The sequence below is a fragment of the Bacterioplanoides sp. SCSIO 12839 genome (assembly GCF_024397975.1).
In the GTDB taxonomy this organism is placed as follows: domain Bacteria; phylum Pseudomonadota; class Gammaproteobacteria; order Pseudomonadales; family Oceanobacteraceae; genus Bacterioplanoides.
Window position 1 is genome coordinate 3,206,601 of record NZ_CP073745.1, and the last position, 18,993, is coordinate 3,225,593.

The 18,993-nt window shown below is 49.8% G+C and carries 18 protein-coding genes; 12 read left to right on the top strand and 6 right to left on the bottom strand.

From position 1 onward, the window contains the following. Positions 1-43 precede the first annotated feature (43 nt). Both purD and KFF03_RS14570 read left to right on the top strand, forming a co-directional pair. The gene (gene purD / locus KFF03_RS14565) at positions 44-1,330 is read left to right on the top strand and encodes a phosphoribosylamine--glycine ligase (protein ID WP_255857644.1); all 1,287 of its coding nucleotides are present in this window, start codon (positions 44-46) and stop codon (positions 1,328-1,330) included. A 252-nt stretch (positions 1,331-1,582) separates the two neighbouring features. Next, on the top strand, positions 1,583-3,811 hold the full coding sequence (locus tag KFF03_RS14570) for a 7TM-DISM domain-containing protein (RefSeq protein ID WP_255857645.1): 2,229 nt from the start codon (positions 1,583-1,585) through the stop codon (positions 3,809-3,811). Positions 3,812-3,832: 21 nt separating this feature from the next. Here the strand turns inward: KFF03_RS14570 and KFF03_RS14575 are convergent, their stop codons facing one another. Beyond that, entirely contained in the window at positions 3,833-5,308 is a 1,476-nt protein-coding gene (locus KFF03_RS14575; RefSeq protein WP_255857646.1) for an AAA family ATPase, read from the bottom strand. 110 nt (positions 5,309-5,418) lie between these two features. On the opposite strand from KFF03_RS14575, the gene coq7 reads away from it, so the two are divergent. Further along, on the top strand, positions 5,419-6,060 hold the full coding sequence (coq7, locus tag KFF03_RS14580) for a 2-polyprenyl-3-methyl-6-methoxy-1,4-benzoquinone monooxygenase (protein ID WP_255857647.1): 642 nt from the start codon (positions 5,419-5,421) through the stop codon (positions 6,058-6,060). A gap of 187 nt (positions 6,061-6,247) precedes the next feature. Continuing rightward, the gene (locus tag KFF03_RS14585) at positions 6,248-6,484 is read left to right on the top strand and encodes a hypothetical protein (protein ID WP_255857648.1); all 237 of its coding nucleotides are present in this window, start codon (positions 6,248-6,250) and stop codon (positions 6,482-6,484) included. Positions 6,485-6,575: 91 nt separating this feature from the next. On the opposite strand, the gene ilvN is transcribed toward KFF03_RS14585, so the two are convergent. Beyond that, a complete protein-coding gene (gene ilvN, locus KFF03_RS14590; RefSeq protein WP_255857649.1) occupies positions 6,576-7,067 on the bottom strand; it encodes an acetolactate synthase small subunit in 492 nt (163 codons plus the stop codon). A 1-nt stretch (position 7,068) separates the two neighbouring features. After that, on the bottom strand, positions 7,069-8,793 hold the full coding sequence (locus KFF03_RS14595) for an acetolactate synthase 3 large subunit (RefSeq protein ID WP_255857650.1): 1,725 nt from the start codon (positions 8,791-8,793) through the stop codon (positions 7,069-7,071). A 370-nt stretch (positions 8,794-9,163) separates the two neighbouring features. Here KFF03_RS14595 and KFF03_RS14600 point away from each other — a divergent pair, with 370 nt between their 5' ends. Continuing rightward, positions 9,164-9,622, top strand: a complete 459-nt coding sequence (locus KFF03_RS14600; RefSeq protein WP_255857651.1) for a DUF4124 domain-containing protein — start codon at positions 9,164-9,166, stop codon at positions 9,620-9,622. A 1-nt stretch (position 9,623) separates the two neighbouring features. Here KFF03_RS14600 and pgeF read toward each other — a convergent pair whose 3' ends face one another. Next, a complete protein-coding gene (pgeF, locus tag KFF03_RS14605) occupies positions 9,624-10,370 on the bottom strand; it encodes a peptidoglycan editing factor PgeF (RefSeq protein WP_255857652.1) in 747 nt (248 codons plus the stop codon). Continuing rightward, a complete protein-coding gene (rluD, locus tag KFF03_RS14610; RefSeq protein ID WP_255857653.1) occupies positions 10,357-11,325 on the bottom strand; it encodes a 23S rRNA pseudouridine(1911/1915/1917) synthase RluD in 969 nt (322 codons plus the stop codon). Before rluD ends, pgeF begins: the two co-directional genes overlap by 14 nt. A 137-nt stretch (positions 11,326-11,462) precedes the next feature. Here rluD and KFF03_RS14615 point away from each other — a divergent pair, with 137 nt between their 5' ends. Together KFF03_RS14615 and KFF03_RS14620 are read left to right on the top strand one after the other, a co-directional pair. Beyond that, complete coding sequence (locus KFF03_RS14615) at positions 11,463-12,347, top strand: outer membrane protein assembly factor BamD (RefSeq protein WP_255857654.1); 885 nt, start codon at positions 11,463-11,465, stop codon at positions 12,345-12,347. Between the two features lie 35 nt (positions 12,348-12,382). After that, on the top strand, positions 12,383-12,613 hold the full coding sequence (locus KFF03_RS14620) for a DUF2798 domain-containing protein (protein WP_255857655.1): 231 nt from the start codon (positions 12,383-12,385) through the stop codon (positions 12,611-12,613). A gap of 74 nt (positions 12,614-12,687) precedes the next feature. Here KFF03_RS14620 and KFF03_RS14625 read toward each other — a convergent pair whose 3' ends face one another. Next, positions 12,688-14,322 (bottom strand): NAD+ synthase, encoded by a 1,635-nt coding sequence (locus KFF03_RS14625; RefSeq protein ID WP_255857656.1) that lies wholly within the window; start codon positions 14,320-14,322, stop codon positions 12,688-12,690. 96 nt (positions 14,323-14,418) lie between these two features. Here KFF03_RS14625 and KFF03_RS14630 point away from each other — a divergent pair, with 96 nt between their 5' ends. The 5 genes from KFF03_RS14630 (at position 14,419) to KFF03_RS14650 (ending at position 18,976) form a co-directional block, all read left to right on the top strand. After that, positions 14,419-15,954, top strand: coding sequence for a PAS domain-containing sensor histidine kinase (locus KFF03_RS14630; RefSeq protein WP_255857657.1), 1,536 nt, complete (start codon positions 14,419-14,421; stop codon positions 15,952-15,954). A gap of 20 nt (positions 15,955-15,974) precedes the next feature. Further along, on the top strand, positions 15,975-17,330 hold the full coding sequence (locus tag KFF03_RS14635; protein WP_255857658.1) for a sigma-54 dependent transcriptional regulator: 1,356 nt from the start codon (positions 15,975-15,977) through the stop codon (positions 17,328-17,330). Positions 17,331-17,407: 77 nt separating this feature from the next. After that, positions 17,408-17,959 carry a GspH/FimT family pseudopilin gene (locus KFF03_RS14640; RefSeq protein ID WP_255857659.1) on the top strand — a complete coding sequence of 184 codons (552 nt, stop codon included), beginning with the start codon at positions 17,408-17,410 and terminating at the stop codon, positions 17,957-17,959. 102 nt (positions 17,960-18,061) lie between these two features. Further along, positions 18,062-18,592 (top strand): hypothetical protein, encoded by a 531-nt coding sequence (locus tag KFF03_RS14645; protein ID WP_255857660.1) that lies wholly within the window; start codon positions 18,062-18,064, stop codon positions 18,590-18,592. A 15-nt stretch (positions 18,593-18,607) separates the two neighbouring features. Further along, positions 18,608-18,976 carry a hypothetical protein gene (locus KFF03_RS14650; RefSeq protein WP_255857661.1) on the top strand — a complete coding sequence of 123 codons (369 nt, stop codon included), beginning with the start codon at positions 18,608-18,610 and terminating at the stop codon, positions 18,974-18,976. Positions 18,977-18,993: the final 17 nt, after the last annotated feature.

The following is an 18,993-nucleotide window of genomic DNA, read 5'->3' on the forward strand; positions in this document are numbered from 1 at the left end:
TTAACACCGCTCAGGAGCGTTTCAGACCCACGTAAGGAAAATTATGAAAGTTCTAATAATCGGCTCTGGCGGCCGCGAACACGCACTGGCCTGGAAAGCACTGCAATCTCCACTGGTTGAAAAAGTCTTCGTCGCACCCGGTAACGCCGGTACGGCACGTGAAGACAACATGGAAAACGTCGCCATCGACGTGATGGCATTTGATGAACTGGAAGCGTTCGCCAAAGCCAATGATATTGGCCTGACCATCGTTGGCCCGGAAGCGCCGTTAGTCGACGGTCTGGTAGATCAATTCGCTGCTGCAGGCCTGAAAGCCTTCGGCCCAAGCAAAGGCGCGGCACAGCTGGAAGGTTCTAAAGCCTTCACCAAAGACTTCCTCGCTCGTCAGAATATCCCAACCGCGGACTACCAGAACTTCACCGAAGTTGAGCCTGCTCTGGCTTACCTACGTGAGAAAGGCGCTCCTATCGTAGTTAAGGCTGACGGTCTGGCTGCGGGTAAAGGTGTGATTGTTGCCGAGACTCTGGAACAAGCCGAAGAAGCCGTCAAAGACATGCTGTCGGGCAACGCCTTTGGTGATGCCGGTTGTCGTGTGGTGATTGAAGAGTTCCTGACCGGCGAAGAAGCCTCTTTCATCGTGATGGTGGATGGCAAAAACATTCTGCCAATGGCTACCAGCCAAGATCACAAACGTGTGGGTGACGGCGATACTGGCCCAAATACGGGTGGCATGGGTGCTTACTCCCCTGCTCCGGTTGTAACGCCAGAAATTCACGACCGTATTATGGCCGAAGTGATTCGCCCAACTGTTGACGGTATGGCTGCGGAAGGTAACGACTACACTGGCTTCTTGTACGCAGGTCTGATGATCAACGAATCTGGCGCGCCAAAGGTAATCGAATACAACTGCCGCTTCGGTGACCCTGAAACTCAACCCATCATGATGCGTATGCAGTCGGATATGGTGGCTCACTGCTTAGCCGCATTAGACGGCAAACTGGATCAGGAAACCACTCAGTGGGACCCTCGTGCTTCCATGGGAGTAGTTCTGGCGGCTGGCGGTTACCCGGCGTCATACAACAAAGGCGATGTAATCAGCCTGCCAACCAATGATGGCACTGACCGCAAAGTGTTCCACGCCGGTACAAAACTGGACGGCGATAATGTTGTCACTGCCGGTGGACGTGTATTATGTGCAACAGCACTTGGGAACAGCGTCAGTGAAGCTCAACAACAAGCGTATGAGTTGACTGCACAGATCGACTGGAAAGATGTCTTCTACCGTAAAGACATCGGCTACCGTGCGATTGCTCGCGAACAGAAGTCATAACTCTGTCAGCGTTTGAATAAAAACCAGCAAGCCTAAGCGGCTGCTGGTTTTTACCGCCAATGAAGACCCGGAGATTCATGGATGAAGCTGTTCGCCTTCAGCCGCCTTTATTGCCTCATCACCTGCCTGTTTAAAGGCGACGCCACTCTGTTTTTTGGTAGAGTGTTTTTTGGCAGAGCGTTTTTGGGCAAAGTCTGCTTGTGGTTTATTCTGCTGTGCTCAGTAGACAACGCCCTCGCTTCAACAAATCCCTTGTTGATTCCCAACGAATCTTTTGATTTTGTGGTAACCCCATACGTCTCTGTGTACGAAGATACCAGTGCAGAGATGACCATCGATTCCATGTTAAATATGGAACAACAGTTACGTTTTACTCCCAGCCATTCTAATAAGCTGAAATTTGGCGTCACCGAGTCGACCTATTGGTTGCGAATTAGTATTACCAACCTCTACAGCGATACACGCCAGGCCGTACTAAGTTTATCCAACCCGACACTTGGCAGCGTCTCGCTCTACAACATCAGCAATAGCCGTGAGCCACAAATTTATAACCATCGTAATCAGATGGGAGGGTATTTGCAGGCCTACCCGTTTTTGTTGGAAATTCCGGCCAATACCACCGAAAGCTACCTGATACGCATCAGCTCTAGCACCAGTATTAACACCACTCTGAAGCTGGCGAGTCTCGATGGTTTCTTATTCAATGAACAATGGGATTTCATTATTCAGGGGCTGACCATTGGTTTTATTCTGGCCAGCTTACTGTACTTTACCGCCACCTATTATCAACAGCGTTTGTACCTTGCGGCTTTCGCCGCCGGCTATACCCTGTGTTTATTCATTTACCTGCCGACCTGGTCCGGCCTGGCTGGCGTTTTATTTAATATTAGTCAAAACCATGTTGATACTATCAGCCACGTCTTTGCCAACCTGGCGGTCATCTGTTACCTCGGTGTGGTATACGCACTGGGCTGGCCAAACCCTGCAATTCGACGTGCCTTATTATCCTCTTGTGCCGCTTATCTACTGATCAGCTTTGGCTTTATGGCGACCATTGATACCGGCCTTAAACTGCTTCTGTCGATGGGCTTTTTTATCGTCAGTATTCTGGTTTGCGTATTGCTGTTTTCAGGAACCAGTAAACAGCCGAAATCACAGCGTTGGATCGCTTACGGCGCCCTGGCTTATAGCCTGGTGATGCTAATGACGCTGATGACAGTAGAAAACCTGCTGTCACTGGAGCTTATTTATGAATGGGCCGTAGTGTTACTACCAGCCTGTTTAATCAGTAGTTTGTTGATGGCTGTGGCCTGTTCATCCAAACGCCGCTCCGGAACCGATACTACCCCCGAACGCGAGCTGGTTGTCAGTTCTCGCATGTTGTCACACATCAGCCATGAACTGCGCTCACCAATTAACGGTGTTATTGGCATGGGAGAACTCTTAGCCGATACACCACTCAGCAACAATCAGCGTGACTTCCTCGACACCATCAGTCAGGCCGGGCGCGATATGTTGCACGTCGTCAATCAGGTTTCTGACTTGGGCAAGGTCCGAAATAATCAGCTGGAACTGGAAAATCAGCCAGTACCGATAATTCCGTTGCTGAATAAAACCATTCAGCACTTTCAGCAGGAAGCCGTGCGCAAACAAATTGAGCTATTGGTCGATGTTGACGATCAAACGCCGCAACGGGTGCTGAGCGATAAAGTCCACCTGCAATCGTTGCTACATACTTTGATCAGCAAACTCATGGCTTATACCGAGCAAGGCGAACTGGCGCTGATTTGTAAGCCTTATCAAACACCTTCGGCAGCTGGCCTTGCCATTCAGCTTCGGGTCACCGGCCATATCACTCGACCGGATGAACTGAAACAAACGCTGATGATTCTCCAGCATCAACAGAATCTGATTCCCCGCAATTACGATAAACTCTGGAATATGCTGGTATTGCGCCGGGTACTGAAGCACATGAAGGCCAACCTGGAGATTGAAAGTTTTGCCTTACACGGAGCGTCGCTGGCGCTTTATTTACCATTGGAAGCCGACCAGAGCACGGAGCCGCAACAACAGGATGACAGCCTGATTGGCAAACGCATTCTGATCGTAGATGACAACGCTTCTGTACGTAACGTGATTGATAAACAGGTCAAACGTTGGGGAATGCGCACCGACAGCACCTACAGCGGCAAGGAAGCATTGGCCATGATGCGCAATCAGGCCAACCTCAAAGAGCCGTTTGATTACATCATCATTGATCACGATATGCCATTGATGAACGGCTTACAGCTCTCCGAGCGCATTACCAGTGATAAAGACATCGAACAGAAACCCGCCCGACTGATGCTGACCGGCATGAGCATCAGCCATGTTCGCGAAGAAGCATTGGAAGCAGGCATTGAAACCCTGTTATCCAAACCCGCAGATCCGGAACAGCTGCGCCAGGCGCTGCTCAGCTTACGCGTAAGCGGCCTGCTCTGAATCTATTGATAAGGATGGCGGTTAATCCGCCATCACCGCACGCCCCTGGGCCCACTGGCGTAAGCCACTCAACTGCTCGGCCATAGTGACTGATAACGGCTGAGTGCGCTGTATTTCAGTCATCAGCATTTCGGTATTAATCACCTCATGATCCCCCAGACTGCGCACCGAATGCCAGGCTGATACCACCACCTGCTCCAGCTCCGCACCGGAAAATCCGTCACTGACCTGGGCCAGCAGAGTCAGATCAAAACGCTCGGCATCTAACCCACGTTTTTCCATATGTAGACGCAGAATTGCTTCCCGTACTTTAACCCCGGGCAGATCAACAAAGAATAATTCATCTAACCGGCCCTTACGCATTAACTCCGGCGGCAAGGCATGAATGTTATTGGCGGTGGCCACCACAAACACCTGCTCCTGATGCTCCGCCATCCAGGTTAACAAGGTGCCTAATAATCGCTGGCTGACTCCAGCATCATTGCTGTCCTGACCCAGGCCCTTTTCAACTTCATCCATCCACACCACACACGGTGACATCGTTTCTGCCAACTTCAGGGATTCACGCAGGTTACGCTCGGTTTCACCAAAAAATTTGTTATACAGAGCACCAAAGTCCAGCCGTAATAACGGAACGCCCCACGAGCCAGCGACGGCTTTGGCCGCCAGACTTTTACCACTGCCCTGCACGCCAAATAACATCATTCCCCGTGGTCGCATCGAATCACCCGACTGCAAAAAAGCACTGCGCCGAGCTTCGAGCCAGGTTTTCATATTTTCCAGGCCAGCCACATCACCAAAACGGGCAGTGTCGTATTCAAAGCTCATCACTCCCTCCATATCCAGCAGCGCCATTTTGGCTTTGCTGACTTCTGGTACGTCATCCTGAGTTAACGCACCATCATCAACGATGGCGCCGCGCACCAGTCTCCGGGCATCTGAGAAGGTTAAGCCGCGCAGATTACTGACGATTTGCTGCAGGGTGGCTGAATCGGTTTTAACCTTACGACCACTGTGTTTGGCGTAACGCTGCGCCTCCTCTTTCACCAGAGATAACAGCTGACCTTCATCCGGGAGCTGTAAATCAAAGCGCATGGATAAACGCTGTACTTCCGCCGGGGCGTCAATCCGGTGACTGAGCAACACCAGGGTTTTCCCCATACGCTCATGCTGCAGCGCAATGTCTTTGATCAGGCGAACAGTGAGCGGATCTTCGAGATATGGGTGTAAATCACACAGTACAAACAATCCGCCCTGATCCCGGGCCTTGATGCGTTTTAACGCATCCACCGGCTGAAACGTCTCGTCGCCGCTGACTTCTTCGCCGAAGCCAAGCCGCCTCAGGCCATCGCTCACCGTCCACTGCTGTAATGCCAGACCACGTTTCACTGCGATCCGGGTCAACAACTCAAGAACACGAGCTTCTTCGTGGGATTCGATCAGTAACAAAGGGGTGTTGCGATCCAGCATCAGGCCTAAATCGTGTAAATCCTGCATGGTAGTTTCCATTCCATATTGATGAGAACACTATATCAATATCTGAGCGAAGGTATCAGTGATGGCACATTTGCCTTAAAATTACCCTCTCACTTCCAGAAGAAACTGCTATGACTCGTCATTATTCGTTGTTCGATAAACTGATTCACAATGCCGACCAGGCTCTGCGCACCCTGATTCCCGGTGCCGCCAATGAAGAGCGTCCTTCCCCGGCACAGTCCCGTGATTACAGTGAACTCTCGGAAGACGATAAAAAGCACGCCGCAGGCTTAATGCGTATTAACCATACCGGTGAAGTCTGCGCCCAGGCCTTGTATCAGGGTCAGGCACTGACGGCGAAGCTGCCCGAAGTACGGGAATCAATGGAAGAAGCCGCCCGTGAAGAAGTGGATCATCTGGTGTGGTGTGAACAGCGTATTAACGAGCTGGGCGGTCATACCAGTTATCTGAACCCGTTGTTTTACGGCTTATCTTTTGGCATTGGTGCCGCTGCTGGCAAGGTGAGTGATAAGGTCAGCCTAGGGTTTGTTGCAGCGACAGAACAGCAGGTATGCAAACACCTGACAGAGCATTTGAGCAGCCTTCCAACTCAGGATGATAAAAGCAAAGCAGTGTTATTGCAGATGCTGGATGACGAAGCCAGACATGCCAGCGCCGCGCTGGATGCCGGTGGTTATCAGTTCCCACTTCCGGTTCGTTTTGCGATGTCGGGTATGGCAAAAGTGATGACCAAGTCCACCTACCGGATTTAGTTTTTTCTGGACTGCACTTTTTCTTAACTGCATTTTCTCTGGACTGCACTTTTTATACACTGCACTAAAGCAGTTCAGACCTTCCGATTCTAACGCCAGCTCTGAATAGACAGATTCAGAGTTAGTACAGCAAGCCTGCGGATTTATTTATAAGCTTTATCAGGTAACACCTGAAAGAGGACAGGCTGTGAATAAACCCGATCTGATTAGCCGAATACGTCGTTTTTACAACCTACCGGAAGATCACCCGGAGTTTCTCTGGACCCAAACACCGGCCTACCAAAAGCGCCTGGAACAAGTAAAAAATGGCTGGATTATTGCCGGACTACTGATGCTCAGTATTGGCACCACTTCGTCCGTGGTTTTGATTTCAGCATTTGCCGGGTTTATGTCGCTGGCGTTTCTGGAGCGGGATGAATCGTGATATTCAGAAAAGAAAAAAGCCCGGTAACTTTTCAAAGCAGCAACAGGATGTGCTTTGAAAAGTTACCGGGCTTTTCAAATAGCGGTAAAGATTACAAGCTCAATACCTTCTCACCACGGGAAATACCGGAAACACCGGTACGAACCGTTTCTAATACCGAACCAGCACCCAGTGTTTCGATAAAGGCTTCCAGCTTGTCACTGGTGCCTGTCAGCTGAATGGTATAAACATTCGCAGTGACATCAACAATCTGACCACGGAAGATATCCGCGGTACGCTTAATTTCAGCGCGCTGAGCACCCACTGCTTTAACTTTAACCAACATCAGCTCACGCTCGATATGAGCACCTTCAGACAGGTCCACCAGCTTCACCACTTCAATCAGCTTATTCAGCTGCTTGGTGATTTGCTCAATCTTGCTGTCATCACCCACAGTGGTCATGGTCAGACGAGACAGGGTTTCGTCCTCCGTTGGTGCCACAGTTAAGGTTTCGATGTTGTAACCACGCTGGGCAAATAAACCAACAACACGTGCCAAAGCACCAGGTTCGTTTTCCAGCAGGATAGAAATAATATGTCTCATATCAGGTACGCTCCGTCTTGGTCAGCCACATATCACGCATGGAACCAGTTGGTACCTGCATTGGGTAAACGTGTTCCGTTTCATCAACAGCAACGTCAAGGAACACAAGACGGTTTTTGTATTTACCAAATGTATCTTCCAGCGCCTGTGGCAGTTCATCACGGGTTTTCACCTGAATACCCACATGGCCATAAGACTCAGCCAGCTTCACAAAGTCAGGCAGTGACTCCATGTAAGAATGGGAGTGACGACCTTCGTAGTTCATATCCTGCCACTGACGTACCATGCCCAGAGAGCCGTTGTTCAGACACAGAATTTTCACCGGAATGCCGTACTGTAAACAGGTCGACAATTCCTGAATGTTCATCTGAATGGAGCCTTCGCCCGTCACACAAACAACCATTTCGTCCTGGAAGTTCAGTTTGACACCCATTGCCGCCGGGAAACCAAAACCCATGGTTCCCAGACCACCGGAGTTAATCCAGCGATTTGGCTTATCAAACTTGTAATACTGAGCGGCAAACATCTGGTGCTGACCCACATCGGAAGTCACATAGGCATCACCTTTGGTAGCTTCCCACATGGCTTCGATCACTTCCTGAGGCTTCATCAGGCCGTTATCATTTTTCTCATAACGCATGCCATGACGCTGACGCCATTCGTTCACTTGTGTCCACCAGGATTCCAGTGCCGCCTCGTCCGGCGTTTCTTCACTTTCATCCAGCAGCGCCAGCATCTCATCCAGTACACTGCCAACCGGACCAACAATCGGCACGTGCGCGTTGATGGTTTTAGAGATGGAAGACGGATCAATGTCGATATGAACAATGGTCGCTTCCGGGCAGAACTTGTTGGTTGCATTGGTTACACGGTCGTCAAAACGCGCGCCAACCGCGAGGATCACATCCGCATGGTGCATCGCCATATTGGCTTCGTACGTGCCGTGCATACCCAACATACCCAGGAAACGCTCACCGGTACCCGGATAAGCACCCAGGCCCATCAGAGTATTGGTGCACGGGAAGTTCAGGCGATCAACCAGAGTACGCAATTTATCGGAGCTGCCATCGATGATCACACCACCACCAGCGTAAATAACCGGACGCTTGGCTTTGACCAGCAACTCAACGGCTTTTTTGATCTGACCCGCATGGCCACGTTGTGGCGGCGTGTAAGAGCGCAGCTTGATCTTCTTCGGATAGGAATACTCATACCGTTCGTTCGGCATGGTCATGTCTTTCGGAATATCGATCAGAACCGGGCCAGGGCGACCAGTGCTGGCAATATGGAACGCTTTGGCAACAATCTCTGGAATATCTTCCGGACGACGTACCGCAAAGCTGTGTTTAACCACCGGGCGGGAAATACCCAGCATGTCAGTTTCCTGGAAGGCGTCGTCGCCCACCAGATGGCTCATCACCTGACCAGAAATGATGACCATTGGAATCGAATCGGTAAAAGCAGTTGCAATACCGGTAATGGTGTTGGTTGCGCCAGGACCCGAAGTCACCATTACAACACCTGGTTTGCCGGTCGCACGGGCATAACCATCAGCCATATGAGCAGCGGCTTGCTCGTGTCGGACCAGTACGTGTTTAACGGCGCTTTGTTTGTAGACTGCATCGTACACGTGTAGCAGAGAGCCACCCGGGTAACCATAAATGTATTCAACGCCTGACTCATGCAGCGCGCGAACTAACATATCTCCGCCGGAAAGTAATTCCACCGTACTTATCCTCATTCACAAGCTCTAAAAAGAGCGTGGGTAAAAATTTTAACTGTGCGATATTGAGCCTTACACAACTGAGGCTCGCTCAGGCTGGATGCGCAACTTTTAATTGTTCATCAGTAACTCGCTGTCGGGTCGAAGACATCGAGGCTGAACTGGGCGGAGGATAGCCGCTCCAGAAGCTGTCATCGTGCTACTCAGGATGTTGGTAACAGCAACGTCAGCAAAAGCGCGCTAATTCTAGCATTACCGCCAGCATTGTCCACCGCAAAAACCGCAGAAAACCTTGACAAATCATAAGGTTTAAATAACGTTGGGAGGGCTTTTAACAACTTGCTTTATCAACTGTTTTTCCCCTGAGGTTATTATGCGAACACTATCTGTCATTTTGCTACTGGCCGGGACATTGATGTCTCCCTGGAGCCAGGCTGGAAAGGTCTATAAATGGACCGACGAAAATGGCCAGGTACATTTCAGTTCTCAACCGCCACGTGGTTTGAATCAGGATCAGTACAATCTTCGTGTGGATAAAGTCACGCCGCCCGTCAAAACTCAGCCAGCCATTTCAGCGGATGTTAAAAGCGATGAACAGCAAACACTCCAGGCTGAAACAGAAGAACAGCAACAGGAGCCGGTTAAGAATAAAGTCAGTAAAGAAAAAGCGGCTGAATATTGTGCCAATGCCCGCGACGCCAAAACCAAATTATCCGCTAACTTCAGCCGCCGCTTTAAGCAAAAAGATGGTTCTTACCGACCACTCACAGACGAAGAACGTGCTAACTGGAACAAGAGGGCCGATGACTCCATAGCAGAATACTGCAAATAGTTTAACGATTAATCCAGATCAGGCTGGCCATTCGGCCGGTCTGACCCTCACGCCGATAGGAATAAAAGCGCTCGCCGTCGGTAACGGTGCAATGCTCACCACCGTGCATTTCATTCACACCAGCTGCCATCAGAGTTTCACGCGCCAGCTGATAAATATTCGCCATCAGCCGATCGCTACGACCCGGCTGAAAACAATCATCCGAGGCCCAATCAAACGCTTGCCGCACATCAGGCCCAACTTCAAATTGCTGCGGGCCAATCGCCGGGCCCAGGTATACCGTCACATCGGATGAGAACTGCGCTAATGTATTCTGAACAATACCCGCCGCCAACCCTCTCCAGCCAGCATGTACCGCGGCCACCTGAGAACCGTCTTTAGCGGCAATCAACACGGGTAAACAATCCGCCGTCATTACACTACAAACAAGACCGGACTCATGGGTAAAGCAGGCATCAGCATCCGGTGCTTGTTGTGGTGTTTGTTGTCCACCGTCATCTGCTTTGATCACCCGGTTACTGTGAGTCTGACTCAGCCACTGAATCGTCTGTGCCCCTGGCAGTTGCTGCAATAACTGCTGGCGGTTTTGTTCAACAGAGGCCTGATTATCTCCGACATGAAGCGCCAGATTATTACTGGAATAAGGTATTTCAGAGCAACCGCCACTGCGTGTGGTAATCCACGCAGAAACTCCAGAAGGAAGGGGCCAGTCCGGTGTAAAGCCTGACACAACCTCAGAATCCGGCATGGTGCTCTTCTTCATCAAAGGCCAGTACGTCCAGTAGCTGTTCAAAGTCTTCTGGCAACTCCACTTCCCATTCACAATATTCTTCGCTGGCCGGGTGGATTAACCCCAATTGGCGGGCATGCAGGGCCTGACGCCTGAACTGTTGCAAGGTATTACGCAGCTCAGGTGTGATGCCTTTGGTTAAGCGGGTACGCCCGGCGTAGGCCGCGTCTCCCACCAGCGGGTGTGCAATGTGTGCCATATGCACCCGGATCTGGTGAGTACGGCCAGTTTCCAGTTTGCAACGAATGTAGGTATGCGTAGGGAATTTATGCAGCACCCGGTAGTGGGTGATGGCATCTTTACCCAAAGGGTTGACCGCCATCTTGGTGCGTTGTGTGCCATGACGACCAATCGGTTGATCAACCGTGCCACCACCGGTCATCACCCCTTGTACCACCGCTTCATATTCACGCCCCATGCTGCGGTCTTGTAACTGAGCAACCAAATGTCCCTGTGCTTTCAGGGTTTTTGCCACCACCATCAGGCCAGTGGTGTCTTTATCGAGACGGTGCACAATCCCAGCCCGTGGAATATTGGCCAGCTCCGGATCATGATGCAGCAGCGCATTTAATAAAGTGCCGGTTTGATTGCCTGCAGCCGGGTGAACGACTAACCCCGCAGGTTTATTGATCACCAGAATATGGTCATCTTCATAGATAATATCCAGCGGAATATCTTCCGGCTGCCAGTCACCTTCAGCTTCCAGCTCGGTCTCCAGAGTCAGGGTTTCACCACCCACCAACTTATCCCGGCCACGCCAAACATCACCATCAACGGTAAGTTGTCCCTCTTTAATCCATTGTTGCAAGCGCGAACGTGAAAAATCCGGAAACAGTTGGGCAGCAACCTGATCCAGGCGTTTATTACCCAATTCGTGTGGGACTTCGGCAGTTTGGTGTATCTGATTAGACATAGGACTCAGTTCGGTGCGACGCACATCTTTACGCTATTCTACCCTGCCCAGGACAGGCTTTTATTGGGGGCGAGTGGCGACTGTGCTTTAATACGGGGTTTATTCTTTCAGTATATCGATAATCAGGAACAGTCTCCATGAAGTTGCCAACCATTTCGCCGTTTGGTTTGTTGTCCGGCCAATGGAACGCCACACGTGGTTGTGTGAAGAGCGTTATTTTTCTGGGTGCCCTGTCGCTGTTAGCTGCATGCTCCAGCCAGCCCGATAAAACCAGTGAGCAAACAGAACGTGAGTATTATCAACAGGCGTCTGAAGCACTGGAAAATAACAACTATCTGGTGGCAGTTGAGCGCTTGCGTGAGTTGGAATCCCGTTATCCATTTGGTCAATACGCAGAACAGGCCCAACTGGAGCTGATTTATGCTCAGTATCAAACCGGTGATATGGACGGCGTACTGGCTTCAACGGAACGTTTTATTCGCCTGCACCCATTACATTCTCAGGTCGATTATGCTTATTACATGCGTGGCTTAGCCACCTACGATCTTGGATTTGCCTTTGTAGAGCGTTATTTGTCAGACGGGCAATCCCGCCGCGATCAACAGCCTCTGCAGGATGCTTTTAATTATTTCTCTGAACTATTAACCCGCTTCCCAGACAGCCCTTACAACGCCGATGCACGCGCTCGCATGGTTTATCTGAATGATCGTATGGCCTCCTATGAACTGGGTGTTGCTCAATATTATATGAAGCGTCATGCCTACGTTGCCGCCGCGAATCGTGCGCAGAAAATTGTGATGAACTTCCAGAGAACCTCTTCTGTCGCCGATGCACTGGCACTGCAGGTCGAGGCATATCAGCTGCTTGAGCTGCCGCTGGAGTCCAATAAAGCCCTAGCCTTGCTGGAATTGAATTTCCCGGAGCATCCACAACTCAAGGATGGCGAATTTGTCAGCAGTGGCCTGACGGAAGTGGATCGTCGTTCGTTATTAAATGTGGTGAGCTTCGGTTTGCTTGACTAAGCTTCTGTCAACGGTATTCAGAAGTAAGATGTTCCATGCTCAAACCCAAACATACGCCAGTTGTTTTTGCTTTATTGATGTCGGGCACCATGGCGGGGATTGTATCTGCGGTGGTGGTAATCATTAATACCGGCCTGGATGCTGGAACGCCGCAGCGCTGGCTATCGAGTTATGTGATCGCCTGGCCCGTGGCCTTTGTATCTTTGTATTCACTTAAGGATAAGGTTACTAAAGTCGCTGAGAAGCTGACAAACCCTCCCTCCTGATACCTGGTTGTTTGGACGATTAACTCAAACAATTCCCGGCTGAAAATATTCAGCCGGGAATTGATCTCTGAACCTTAAACCCCCGCCTTCCAGCCATTGGTCACTGGATAACGACGATCACGGCCAAAACCACGCTGGGTAATACGAACACCAATCGGCGCCTGACGACGTTTATATTCGTTCACATCCACCAGCCGCAATACACGCAGAACATCTTCACGGGCAAAGCCATCAGCGATAATGGCGTCGGCACTCATGTCTTGCTCGATATAACGCTCAAGAATGGCATCCAGCACCTCATACGGTGGTAGGCTGTCTTCATCTTTCTGATCAGGAGCAAGCTCGGCCGATGGTGGACGATCGATCACTCGCTGCGGAATCACATACCCCAACGTATTGCGGTATTCCGCCAGCTTAAACACAGTAGTTTTATACACATCTTTTAATGCGCTGTAGCCGCCGACCATATCACCGTACAACGTGGCATAACCCACTGCCATTTCACTTTTGTTGCCAGTGGTCAACACCATGTAGCCGGTTTTATTCGACACTGCCATCAGCAGCACACCACGGCAACGAGCCTGCAGGTTCTCTTCGGTAGTATCTCTGGCCAGCCCTTCAAATTGAGGAGCCAGCGCCTCCATAAAGGCGTTATACATTGGCTCAATCGAAACGGACTCGTATGCAACCCCCATGCGTTCGGCCTGCTCCGCTGCATCTTCTTTACTCATACCCGAGGTGTAAGCAAACGGCATCATGATCGCTTTAACGCGGTCTTTGCCGATGGCATCGGCGGCAATCGCCAGCGTTAATGCCGAGTCGATACCGCCAGATAATCCCAGCACAATGCCTTTAAAGCCGTTCTTATTCACGTAATCACGTACGCCCAGTACCAATGCCTGATACAAAGAGGCTAATCCGGAATCATCGCTTGCAGATGGCGCTAGTGCGGACAGTTGCTGACCATCCCAGAGCACATAATTAGCCGAGGCTTCATAAGCCGTTAACTGGGTGACAAGTTCACCAGCAGAGGACATCGCAAAAGAACGACCATCAAAGACCAGCTCATCCTGGCCGCCTACCTGATTCACATAAAGTAGTGGCACATTCAGTTGCTGCACATGCTGGCGAATCAGTTCAATACGCTGCTGTTGTTTATCCACATGGAACGGTGATGCATTCAGGTTCAGAATCAGTTCGGCACCAGCCTCAACACTTTGTTCAGCCGGGCCTGGATGCCATACATCTTCACACACGGTCAGTCCGAGTTTGTGGCCCTTGAGTTCGATCACACAAGGCTGATCACCAGCGGAAAAATAACGCTTCTCATCGAATACCTGATAATTCGGCAAGCACTGCTTAGCGTAACGACCGAGGCATTGGCCGGCATAATAAATGGCGGCGCAATTGAACAATTGTGTTTGTTCTTGCAACGGGAACCCCAGTGCAATAGCAATCTGATTTGAAGCATCGGCAATTTTTCCCAGTGCCTCTTCAACCCGCAACTGCAGGCTCGGGCGCAGTAATAAATCTTCAGGCGGGTATCCGGTTAACGAAAGCTCACTGAAAACAATCAGGTCACTGCCTTGCTGCGCCGCTTCTGTTGCAGCGGCGATCATTTGCTCAGCATTACCTGAAATATCGCCAACCTTGTAATTCAGTTGACTCAGGGTAATACGCATTGGCGTTTGGGTGACAGGTTCGGTCATAGATGTTGCTCTTACTGAGTGTTTCGCTAGAGAAAATCGTCAAGGGCGCGTATTGTCTGGAAATTCCCGGTGTGACGCAAACAGAAGAAGGACTCTATGCGACTTATTCCCAGTGAATTTCTGGTTAAAGGGCAACGACTGCTGCGGCTTTACAGCCATTATTCGTTATTTCTGGCCTTATTTCTGACCATCGTCGACGGCCTTGATCATAGTGATGCCATTATTGGTGGCCATGCTCCACATACATTACTGATTACCGTTTCACTGTACGTCATTGTCGCCGCGGTGTTTGTTGGCTTCGCCAATCGCAATCCCAATCCACAAATTGCCATTGGTTATATCTTTCTCGAAATTGTACTGCTGTCAGCCATGATGTTTTCCAGCGGCGGCATCGACTCGGGCTTCCCGAGCCTGATTTTAATTCCCGTGGTGATCGCAAACTTGCTGGCCCCCGGGGTGCTCGGCTTTGGTGTCGCCGCCTGGAGCAGCCTGGCGTTATTCTATACTCAGCAATTTCTACTGCAGGATCTGGCAACCCAAAGCATTGTGAACACAGGCCTTCAAGGAATCCTGTTTTTTACCCTGGCGGCGCTGACACAAGCCCTGTCACAACGACTGCAAAGCACCCTCACACTGGCGGATGAACAAGCCACCCGTATCCGGCGCCTGCAAAATTTCAGTAAAAAAGCGTTATTAGGTTTGCCGAATGGCATTATCGCCTGTGATAAAAATCATCAGGTATTGCTGTTTAATCAGCAGGCTGCGCGTTGGTTTAAATTACAAGAAGACAGAGCCTTACCGGATGCAATACAACAAGCGTCATCGGGTTCAGTCATCCAGCATCAACAAGTCGGCCTGATGCTCAGCCGTGTAGAGATCGAAGGCGCGGAACCCGGTGATTATTTAATCTACCTGGAAGACAGCAGCCGCATTGCGGCGGAAGCGCAACAAATCAAGCTCGCCTCATTAGGACGACTCACGGCCAGCATCGCCCATGAAATCCGCAACCCGCTCAGCGCTTTGCGCCAGGCTGCTCAATTACTCGGCGAAACCGATTACCTGCAAGCGCCTGAGCAGAAGCTGACACACATTGTTGAGCAACACTGCATGCGTATTAACCGCACTATTGAGGATATTTTACAATTATCCCGCCGAACTCAGGCATGCCGCGAAGATCTACCGCTCCGCCCCTGGTTGCAGCACTTTATTGAGCACTTCAATGGTTTACATCAGGACAAACATTTCAGCATCAAGCTGGCCTGCGATGATGACTGGCTGATCACATTTGATCCGGATCACCTGCAACAGATCCTGCATAACCTCTGCGCAAATGGCTTACGACATGCGCTTAAACACAACCCAGATCATGCACGCCTGATGTTAATTGCCGACAAGACACCCGAGGGAATGCGACTGGCGGTAGTCGATAATGGCCCAGGTGTTGCTCCCGAACAACAAGTACACCTGTTTGAGCCATTTCACACCACCGAACACGATGGCACAGGACTGGGTTTGTATCTTTGTCGCGAGTTGTGTGAAGCCAATCAGGCTACAATCCAGTATATTCGCAAACAAAAACACACTTGTTTTCAGATTCAGGCACAAAGCCCGACTCTCCGAAAAACTGATTGAAATATGAATTGAGTAATGGAATGAGCCAATACACCGCCCTTATTATCGACGATGAACCCGATATCCGCGATTTAATTGCGCTGACTCTGCAACGTATGGACATGAATTGCTACCAGGCTGGCAGTGTCAGCGAAGCCTTAGCTCTGTTGCAACAACGGCCATACCATTTCTGCATTACCGACATGAAACTCCCCGATGGCAATGGGCTCGAAATCATTGAGCTGTGTCACGCAAAATACACGGATATGCCCATCGCCATGATTACCGCTTTTGGCAGTATGGATTTGGCAGTGAATGCCTTAAAAGCCGGGGCCTTCGACCTGGTTGCCAAGCCGATTGATATCGTCCGTTTAAGAGAACTGGTTCAGGCCGCGCTACGCTTGACAAAAGTGCCGGCGAACATTGATGCCGTTCCTTCTGCACAAGGCCTGCTTGGCAGCTCAGCGGTGATGGAACAACTCAAAGAAAACATCCGTAAAGTGGCCCGCACCCAGGCTCCGGTTTTTATCCACGGCCAATCCGGTACAGGGAAAGAACTGGTCGCCAAGTTGATTCATCATCAGAGTGTGCGTGCCAGCCAACCGTTTATTGCAGTTAACTGCGGCGCCATTCCCAAAGACCTGATGGAAAGTGAATTCTTTGGCCATGTGAAAGGCTCATTCACCGGAGCCAGCAGTGATAAAGCCGGCTTCTTTAAAGCCGCTCAGGGAGGCACTTTGTTTCTCGATGAAGTAGCCGAACTGCCACTGGATATGCAAGCCAAACTACTGCGCGTGATTCAGGAAAAAGCCGTGCGCGCGGTGGGCAGCGAGCACGAAGACCCAGTGGATGTGCGCATTGTCTCTGCCAGCCACAAAGACCTTCAGGCTCTTGTCGATAAAGAAGCGTTCCGGCAAGATCTGTACTTCCGCTTAAACGTGATTCAGGTATGTGTACCCCGCCTGGCCGAACGGCCTGAAGATATCCCGCTGTTAACTCGTCATTTCATACGCAAATACGCTCAGGAATGGGGCATGCCCGAAGTCGATTTATCCCCGCGCGCGGCGGATGCTTTGCAGCGATACAGCTTCCCGGGCAATGTCCGTGAGTTAGAAAATATCCTGCAACGCGCCTTCACCATGGCAGAGGGCGAACTGATCAGCATTGACGACTTAAGCCTGTCTGACGAAACTCAGGCAATGACTCAATCGCACTCTGACGATGGTGAAATGACCATCGAAACTAACAACCTAGAAGCCTACCTGGAAAACATCGAGCGCCTGGCGATTACTCAGGCGCTGGAAGCCACGCGCTGGAATAAAACCGCAGCCGCCGAAAAACTCGGGATTAGCTTCCGTGCATTGCGTTATCGCTGTAAGAAGCTTGCCATTGACTGAATTTCACACCATCCACTGAGTGACGTAATCATAAACGCAAGGATATATTGAACAAAAAATAGCCACGGATGGTTGTTATGAAAAGCTCTGTTAAAGCATTAACACTGGTTGAAACACTGATTGTGTTAGCACTGATCGCAATTATTACTCAAGTTGGACTCCCTTCACTCGCCAAGTTTTCCAGCAAAATTGAATCGCGACAACATATTGTGCAATTAAAGCAAGCTATCAGTTACACACGCATAAGAGCTATTACGCATGAATCCCGAACCAGTTTTTGTCCCCTAGGAGATAATGCTTCCTGCGGAAAAGATTGGAATGAAGAACTCAGCATATTTACCGATCTGAATAACAACCGCAGACTTGATATCAATGAAGAAATATTGCGCACTATACCAGCTGTTTCAACAGAAGATATTCAACGCTCTTTTAACAATCGAGTGATAAGCTTCAATAGCCGTGGATTTGCAGGCTTCAGTAGCGGATCACTTAGCTACTGCCGCACCGATATAGACAGCGAGGTGCTCATTATTTCGCGTATTGGGCGGGTCAGACGAGGCACAGATAAGAATGGGGATGGCATTCCGGAAACGGCTGGAGGCAAGACCATTCCCTGCCCTTCCAATTGAAGAACCATTTCTTCCGAATAAAGCACCGCTGATCAGCAAGCTCTGGCAGCCTGACTGCGATTCTTTATGATGCTATAACAAAGATATAATTGGTTGTTCAATATGCGTCTATCAGCACAGCACTCAAATGGTTCAGCACTGATCATCAGCTTGGTTATCCTGACCATCATCACCATCACATCCATTGTTGCGATGGAACGTTCTACCATTCAGTTGAAAATGGTGGGCAGCATGCAAAGAAGCCAGGCGGTGTTTAACTCCACTTATGACTTCCTTGCCAGAGGCCATGCCCTCATGAACGATGATGACAACATATCAGCGGCAAGAAATATGCTAACCACGATTATCAACAATACTAATCCTGATCTTACTTTTGACCCTTATGCGACCAATAGCTGGAGTGTCCCTAACAAGCCTAATCAATTAGGGAATATTTCAGGACAAATCACCATACCGGCCCATGACAACTACGACCCTAATGACCCAAACCCATTCAACATCAAACAGAATGAAGGGGGTAACAGTGAAACCAAATATTACTTTACTTTCACTGCTCAAGGGGCGGATAAAAGTGGCAACATTACATCTTCGCAGGAATTTGGCTTATATGCCTCAGGCCCTAAACTGCAATAACACCGGAGTTTGATCATGAACACTTTTTTAAAATCCATCAGTCTATTGCTCCTCAGCTCAATAGCCCTTAGCAGCCAAGCATTGGAACTGAAACTAGAGCCTCATAATTTAATGATATTCTCATCGTCCGTTGTAAAAGCAAAAACATGCTCCAAATGTGAGAGTCAGAGTTATCAAGTCACAGCGGAAACAAAGTTTTATGATCGCAACCGGGAGATAGACTTTTCAACTGCAACCGAATTTTACTTACGAAAGAACTATCCAAGGCTATCTCTTCATATGCGTAACGATAGCAATGAGTTGCTTTACATTGTTTTTGGTGCTCGCTCCGAAATCGACCCAATTATACCTTTGCCAACATCAACTCAATTAACAAAACCATAGGCCGACAGGAGTTAATA

Excerpts from the sequence above, each read along its gene's own strand:
- purD (WP_255857644.1), top strand. The coding sequence starts at position 44 with ATGAAAGTTCTAATAATCGGCTCTGGCGGCCGCGAACACGCACTGGCC.
- KFF03_RS14575 (WP_255857646.1), bottom strand. The coding sequence starts at position 5,308 with ATGCAGGATTTACACGATTTAGGCCTGATGCTGGATCGCAACACCCCT.
- coq7 (WP_255857647.1), top strand. The coding sequence starts at position 5,419 with ATGACTCGTCATTATTCGTTGTTCGATAAACTGATTCACAATGCCGAC.
- ilvN (WP_255857649.1), bottom strand. The coding sequence starts at position 7,067 with ATGAGACATATTATTTCTATCCTGCTGGAAAACGAACCTGGTGCTTTG.
- KFF03_RS14600 (WP_255857651.1), top strand. The coding sequence starts at position 9,164 with ATGCGAACACTATCTGTCATTTTGCTACTGGCCGGGACATTGATGTCT.
- pgeF (WP_255857652.1), bottom strand. The coding sequence starts at position 10,370 with ATGCCGGATTCTGAGGTTGTGTCAGGCTTTACACCGGACTGGCCCCTT.
- rluD (WP_255857653.1), bottom strand. The coding sequence starts at position 11,325 with ATGTCTAATCAGATACACCAAACTGCCGAAGTCCCACACGAATTGGGT.
- KFF03_RS14615 (WP_255857654.1), top strand. The coding sequence starts at position 11,463 with ATGAAGTTGCCAACCATTTCGCCGTTTGGTTTGTTGTCCGGCCAATGG.
- KFF03_RS14620 (WP_255857655.1), top strand. The coding sequence starts at position 12,383 with ATGCTCAAACCCAAACATACGCCAGTTGTTTTTGCTTTATTGATGTCG.
- KFF03_RS14625 (WP_255857656.1), bottom strand. The coding sequence starts at position 14,322 with ATGACCGAACCTGTCACCCAAACGCCAATGCGTATTACCCTGAGTCAA.
- KFF03_RS14630 (WP_255857657.1), top strand. The coding sequence starts at position 14,419 with ATGCGACTTATTCCCAGTGAATTTCTGGTTAAAGGGCAACGACTGCTG.
- KFF03_RS14635 (WP_255857658.1), top strand. The coding sequence starts at position 15,975 with ATGAGCCAATACACCGCCCTTATTATCGACGATGAACCCGATATCCGC.
- KFF03_RS14640 (WP_255857659.1), top strand. The coding sequence starts at position 17,408 with ATGAAAAGCTCTGTTAAAGCATTAACACTGGTTGAAACACTGATTGTG.
- KFF03_RS14645 (WP_255857660.1), top strand. The coding sequence starts at position 18,062 with ATGCGTCTATCAGCACAGCACTCAAATGGTTCAGCACTGATCATCAGC.
- KFF03_RS14650 (WP_255857661.1), top strand. The coding sequence starts at position 18,608 with ATGAACACTTTTTTAAAATCCATCAGTCTATTGCTCCTCAGCTCAATA.